Source organism: Brevundimonas sp. 01N35, from assembly GCF_056399785.1.
In genome coordinates, this window is sequence record NZ_JBFTRZ010000016.1 from 36,737 (window position 1) to 42,885 (window position 6,149).

Annotated in this window: 6 protein-coding genes; 4 read left to right on the forward strand and 2 right to left on the reverse strand. The window is 66.2% G+C overall.

Annotated features, from left to right (window positions below):
• Positions 1 to 47: 47 nt before the first annotated feature.
• Positions 48 to 728 (reverse strand): ABC transporter ATP-binding protein, encoded by a 681-nt coding sequence (locus AC1DJ5_RS14025; RefSeq protein ID WP_441456365.1) that lies wholly within the window; start codon positions 726 to 728, stop codon positions 48 to 50.
• A 10-nt stretch (positions 729 to 738) separates the two neighbouring features.
• On the reverse strand, positions 739 to 2,370 hold the full coding sequence (locus AC1DJ5_RS14030) for an efflux RND transporter periplasmic adaptor subunit (protein ID WP_477020993.1): 1,632 nt from the start codon (positions 2,368 to 2,370) through the stop codon (positions 739 to 741).
• A 365-nt stretch (positions 2,371 to 2,735) separates the two neighbouring features.
• Here AC1DJ5_RS14030 and rpsL point away from each other — a divergent pair, with 365 nt between their 5' ends.
• From rpsL to AC1DJ5_RS14050, 4 genes are all read left to right on the forward strand, one after another.
• Positions 2,736 to 3,110, forward strand: a complete 375-nt coding sequence (gene rpsL / locus AC1DJ5_RS14035) for a 30S ribosomal protein S12 (protein WP_008260482.1) — start codon at positions 2,736 to 2,738, stop codon at positions 3,108 to 3,110.
• 78 nt (positions 3,111 to 3,188) lie between these two features.
• Positions 3,189 to 3,662 carry a 30S ribosomal protein S7 gene (gene rpsG / locus AC1DJ5_RS14040; protein ID WP_201100533.1) on the forward strand — a complete coding sequence of 158 codons (474 nt, stop codon included), beginning with the start codon at positions 3,189 to 3,191 and terminating at the stop codon, positions 3,660 to 3,662.
• 138 nt (positions 3,663 to 3,800) lie between these two features.
• The gene (gene fusA / locus AC1DJ5_RS14045; protein WP_477020994.1) at positions 3,801 to 5,879 is read left to right on the forward strand and encodes an elongation factor G; all 2,079 of its coding nucleotides are present in this window, start codon (positions 3,801 to 3,803) and stop codon (positions 5,877 to 5,879) included.
• 121 nt (positions 5,880 to 6,000) lie between these two features.
• On the forward strand, positions 6,001 to 6,149 hold a 149-nt coding region (locus AC1DJ5_RS14050; RefSeq protein WP_477020639.1), incomplete at its 3' end, for a GTP-binding protein.

The following is a 6,149-nucleotide window of genomic DNA, read 5'->3' on the forward strand; positions in this document are numbered from 1 at the left end:
CCCGAGGATGACGACGTGGGAGAGGGGGATGAGCGGAAGTTGGAAGGTCATTCGCTCCCCCTTTCATCGCTGACGATATGCCCGTCGCGGAAGGCTACGCGGCGCCGGGCGCGGGCGGCGACCTCGGTGTCGTGGGTGACGATGCAGAGGGTCAGGCCCTGGCGGTTCAACTCGTCGAACAGCTCCAGAACCTCTTGCCCCGTGGCGGTGTCCAGGGCGCCGGTGGGTTCGTCGGCGAGCAGCAGGTCGGGAGCGTTGGCCAGGGCTCGCGCGATGGCGACGCGCTGCTGCTGGCCGCCCGACATCTGGGTCGGCTTGTTGTTCAGCCGGTGGCCCAGGCCGACCCGTTCCAGCAACTGGACGGCGCGGGCGCGGCGCTCGGCGGGGGGGATGCCGGCATAGATCATCGGCAGTTCGACGTTCTGGACGGCGCTGAGGCGCGGCAGCAGCTGGAACGACTGGAAGACGAAGCCGATCCGCCGGTTGCGAAACCCCGCCAACTGGTCGTCGTCGAACTCGGCCACCGGCTCGCCCTCGAACCGATAGGCGCCGGAGGAGGGCCGGTCGAGACCGCCCAGCACGTTCATCAGCGTCGACTTGCCGGAGCCTGAGGGGCCGATGATGGCGATATACTCGCCTCGGTCGACAGCCATGGAGACGCCGCCCAGGGCGTTGATGACGTCGTCGCCCATGACGTAGGTCTTGGTCAGGCGTTCGATCTCGATCATGCACCTGTCCTCAACGCGGCGGGCCGCCGCCGCCGCCGCCGATGCCGCCGACGCCGCCGACGCGACGCTGGGCCTGCTGCTGGGCCTGGGCGCTGGGGGCGGTGGGACGCGGGCCGCCGCCGGTGATGACCTGATCGCCCGGCTTGAGGTCGCCGTCGGTGATCTCGGTATAGCTGCCGTCGGTGGCGCCGGTGCGGACCGAGCGTTGGACCGGTTTGTCGCCGACCAGGACCCAGACCACGCCGCGCCCGCCGCCGCCCGCGAACCGACCACGCAGGGTCTCGAGCTGGGTCTGCTGGTCGGGGCGCAACAGGGGTTTGATCTCGTCGAAGGCCTTGTTGAAGGCGGCGGCCGTAGCCGGACTAGGGCCGCGCCGCTGGCCGGACGGGCCGTTCCGACCGGCTGCGGCCGTACGCCCTCCGGCGCGGGTCGCGGCCTGGGCGGCCTGAAGGATCGGCTCGATCTTGCGCTTCTGGTCGGCGTCGAGGTTGAGCTGATCGGCGATGCGGACCGCCATGCCGCCCTGTCCGCCGCCCTGGGCCTGACCCGGACCCTGGCCCTGGCGCTGCTGCCCACCGCCCGCGACGCCGAAGGGCGAGCCGCCCGTCGACTGACCGGACGGGGCCTGCATCCTGGCGGGGGTGAAGCGCAGGGCGGCGTTGGGCACGCGCAGGACGTTGGTCAACTGCTGCTGGATGATCTCGGCGTTGGCGGTCATGCCGGGCAGCAGCTTCTCGCCAGGGTTCTCGGCCTCGGCCTCGACGGTGTAGGCGACGACGCTGGATGCGGTCGTCGGCAACATGCGGATGCGCGTGACCTGGCCGACGAAGTTGTCATTGGGGAAGGCGTCGACCGTAAACTTGACCGTCTGGCCGACCTTGACCGCGCCGATGTCGGCCTCGTCCACGCTGATCAGAGCCTGAACCCGCGACAGGTCCTGGGCCAGGGTGAAGAGGACGGCCACGTTGAGGCCGGAGGCCACGGTCTGACCCGGCTCGACCTTGCGGTCGATGACCACGCCGTCGATGGGAGCCACGATGGTAGTGCGGCCCAGCGTCGCCTGATTGGCGCGCAAAGACGCCTGCTGCTGGGCGACCTGGGCGCGGGCCTGCTGCACGCCGGCGTTGGCGGTGCGCAGGGTGGCGCTGGCGGTGTCGAGCACGGCCTGGGCGACGATGCCCCGGTCAAAGAGGAATTTCTGCCGTTCATAGTCGGCCTGGGCCAGGGCGACCTGCGCCTGGGCCGTGGCCACCTGGGCCTGGGCCGCCTGAATCGCCGCCTGGGACTGGTCGACCGCCGAGCGCTGATTCTGCGGGTCGAGGACGGCCATCACCTGGCCCTTCTTCACCCGGTCGTTGTAGTCGACCAGCACCTGGGTCACCTGGCCCGAAATCTGCGATCCGACCTCGACGGTGACCAGAGCCTCCAGCGTCCCCGAGGCCGAGACGCTGGTGACGATATCGCCCCGCTGAACCGCCTCGGTGCGATAGGGAGCGGTCGTCTCGCCGCCGCGCAGGAAGAAGAACCACACGGCCACGGCGACCAGCAGCAGGGCCAGCAGACCCAACGCCAGACGCTTGCCGGCCCATCGGCGACGCCGGGGCTGTATCAACGGGTCGTTGAGCGGCGGCGCTGCGGTCATGGAACGGCGGCCTTGTGGCTGCGAGACGAGACGTGTCAGAGAATGAACGGGAGCGTCAGGGGTTTCCGTCGCGGCCGACCGCGAGGCGGGGCGGGGGTGAATCACTTGACGCGTTCACACATCCCGCGTAAACGGCGCGCACTTTCGAGACGTGGGCGGTTCGCCGTCCGTTGAGATCGTGACAATCGAGCGGACGGGCTGTGCCCGCCGGAACGCCCAAAGCGCGCGTTCCGGCTTTTTCGTTTGGGCGCCACGGCTCGCTCGATCAACACCCGGGCGGCGCTTCGGCGGCGTCCAAAAGAAGGCTCATGAGGCGCTCCGGCCGAAAGGCACACGCCTCCACATCGAAAAGAGACGAATTCGAAATGCCCACGATCAACCAACTGATCCGCAAGCCGCGCAAGCCCAAGCCCACCCGCAACAAGGTGCCGGCTCTGGAGGGTTCGCCCCAGCGTCGCGGCGTCTGCACCCGCGTTTACACGACGACCCCGAAGAAGCCGAACTCGGCTCTGCGTAAGGTCGCCAAGGTCCGTCTGGCCAAGAACGGCTACGAAGCCGTTTGCTACATCCCCGGCGAAGGCCACAACCTGCAAGAGCACTCGGTTGTTCTGATCCGCGGCGGCCGCGTGAAGGACTTGCCCGGCGTGCGTTACCACATCCTGCGCGGCGTGCTCGATACGCAAGGCGTCAAGGACCGCAAGCAGCGTCGTTCGCACTACGGCGCCAAGCGTCCGAAGTAAGCGAACCGTCTTCAGGCCTGCTGGCCTGGACCCACAGAGATTTTCCCGGCGTCTGCCGGGCACTGCAAGGAATAATCCATGTCGCGTCGTCACCGCGCCCAGAAGCGTGAAGTTCTGCCGGATCCCAAGTTCGGCGATCTGATCGTCACCAAGTTCATGAACTACGTCATGTACGAAGGTAAGAAGGCCGTCGCCGAGAACATCGTCTATGGCGCCTTCGATATCCTGGCCGAGAAGAAGAAAGACCACACTGCGGTCGAGACCTTCCACACGGCTCTCGACAACGTCGCGCCGTCGGTCGAAGTCCGTTCGCGTCGCGTCGGCGGCGCCACCTACCAGGTGCCGGTCGAAGTCCGTCCGGACCGTCGCCGCGCCCTGGCCATCCGTTGGCTGGTCAACGCTGCGCGCAAGCGCGGTGAAAACACCATGACGGAAAAGCTGGCTGCTGAGCTGCTGGACGCCTCGAACAACCGCGGCACCGCGGTCAAGAAGCGCGAAGACACCCACAAGATGGCCGAAGCCAACCGCGCCTTCAGCCACTACCGCTGGTAAGCGTCTTCAAAGCGCCATCCGGCGCGCTTATCTGAGACTATCCGGCGCGGGCGGTTTGAGCTAAATCGCCCGCGCTGTCTTATCCGATATCACCTTGGGCGCTCGTCGCGTCCGCGAAGCACCCCGAAGGCAACTCCAATGCCCCGCACGCATAACATCGAAGACTACCGCAACTTCGGCATCATGGCCCACATCGACGCGGGCAAGACGACGACGACCGAGCGGATCCTGTTCTACACCGGCAAGAACCACAAAATGGGCGAGACGCACGATGGCGCGTCCACCATGGACTGGATGGACCAGGAGCAGGAACGCGGCATCACCATCACGTCGGCCGCGACGACCGCCTTCTGGCGCGGCAAGCGCCTGAACATCATCGACACCCCGGGCCACGTGGACTTCACCATTGAAGTCGAGCGTTCGCTGCGCGTGCTCGACGGCGCCGTGACGGTGCTGGACGGCAACGCCGGCGTCGAGCCGCAGACCGAAACCGTCTGGCGCCAGGCCGACAAGTACAAGGTTCCGCGGATCGTCTTCGTCAACAAGATGGACAAGATCGGCGCCGACTTCAACGCTTCGGTCGAGTCGATCCGCGACCGTCTGGGCGCCAAGGCCGTGCCGATCCAGCTGCCGATCGGCGCTGAAAACTTCCTGAAGGGCGTCGTCGACCTGGTCGAGATGAAGGCCCTGATCTGGGAAACGGACACCGTCGGCGCCGACGCCGACGTGCGTGAAATCCCGGCCGACATGGTCGAGGAGTGCAACGCCGCTCGTCAGTACCTGATCGACAACGCGGTCGAACTCGACGACGACGCCATGGAAGCCTACCTGAACGGCGAAGAGCCCTCGGTCGAAGTCCTGAAGAAGTGCATCCGCAAGGCCGTCCTGACCGGCGCCTTCTATCCGATCCTCGGCGGCTCGGCGTTCAAGAACAAGGGTGTTCAGCCGCTGCTGGACGCCGTGATCGACTACCTGCCGTCGCCCGTCGACATCCCGGCCACCCCGGGCATCGACTACAAGACGGAAGAGCCGGTCACCCGTAAGGCTTCGGACGACGAGCCCCTGTCGGTTCTGGCGTTCAAGATCATGGACGACCCCTTCGTCGGCTCGCTGACCTTCTGCCGCCTGTACTCGGGCAAGATGGAAACCGGCATGTCGCTGCTGAACTCCAGCCGCGACAAGAAAGAGCGCGTCGGCCGGATGCTGCAAATGCACTCCAACGACCGTCAGGACATCAAGGAAGCCTACGCCGGCGACATCGTCGCCCTGGCCGGCCTCAAGGAAACCCGCACCGGCGACACCCTGTGCGACCCGCTGAAGTCGCCCGTCATCCTCGAGAAGATGGAATTCCCGGCGCCCGTGATCGAGATCTCGGTCGAGCCCAAGACCAAGGCCGACCAAGAGAAGCTGGGCGTGGCTCTGGCCAAGCTGGCTTCGGAAGATCCGTCCTTCACCGTTTCGACCGACCACGAGTCGGGCCAGACGATCCTGAAGGGCATGGGCGAGCTGCACCTGGACATCAAGATCGACATCCTGCGCCGCACCTACAAGGTCGACGCCACGATCGGCGCCCCGCAGGTGGCCTATCGTGAATCGCTCGGCCGCAAGGTCGACATCGACTACACGCACAAGAAGCAGACCGGCGGTACGGGCCAGTTCGCCCGCGTCATGCTGACCTTCGAACCGGGTGAACCGGGTTCGGGCTTCGTGTTCGAAAACTCGATCGTCGGCGGCGCCGTGCCGAAGGAATACATCCCGGGCGTCGAAAAGGGTCTGGAGTCCGTCAAGGACAACGGTCTGCTGGCCGGCTTCCCGCTGATCGACTTCAAGGCGACCCTGACGGACGGCAAGTACCACGACGTCGACTCCAGCGTGCTGGCGTTCGAAATCGCGGCCCGCGCCGCCTTCCGCGAACTGAAGGAAAAGGGCGCTCCGAAGCTGCTCGAGCCGATCATGGCGGTCGAGGTCGTGACCCCCGAGGAATACCTCGGCTCGGTCATCGGCGACCTGAACGGCCGTCGCGGCATGATCCAGGGTCAAGACATGCGCGGCAACGCCACTGTCGTGAACGCCTTCGTCCCGCTGGCGAACATGTTCGGCTATGTGAACACCCTCCGGGGCATGTCGCAGGGCCGCGCCCAGTTCACCATGCAGTACGACCACTATGATCCGGTGCCGCAACACGTCGCCGACGAAGTGATCAAGAAGTACGCCTAACCCATCGCCAACCCGTCGTTCGCGACGGGCGCACTTGAAACCCGGGCGGTTTGCGCGCAGACCGCCCGCCTTCATCCCCCAACCAATAGGACCCCCGGTTCGGGGACCCAGGAGCTAGAGAATGGCCAAGGAAAAGTTCGAACGTAACAAGCCGCACTGCAACATCGGCACGATCGGCCACGTTGACCACGGCAAGACGACGCTGACGGCTGCGATCACGATGACGCTGGCGAAGGCCGGCGGCGCGAAGGCGATGAACTACGCCGACAT

Coding starts and splice junctions, on each gene's coding strand:
- AC1DJ5_RS14025 (WP_441456365.1), bottom strand. CDS start 728: ATGATCGAGATCGAACGCCTGACCAAGACCTACGTCATGGGCGACGAC.
- AC1DJ5_RS14030 (WP_477020993.1), bottom strand. CDS start 2,370: ATGACCGCAGCGCCGCCGCTCAACGACCCGTTGATACAGCCCCGGCGT.
- rpsL (WP_008260482.1), top strand. CDS start 2,736: ATGCCCACGATCAACCAACTGATCCGCAAGCCGCGCAAGCCCAAGCCC.
- rpsG (WP_201100533.1), top strand. CDS start 3,189: ATGTCGCGTCGTCACCGCGCCCAGAAGCGTGAAGTTCTGCCGGATCCC.
- fusA (WP_477020994.1), top strand. CDS start 3,801: ATGCCCCGCACGCATAACATCGAAGACTACCGCAACTTCGGCATCATG.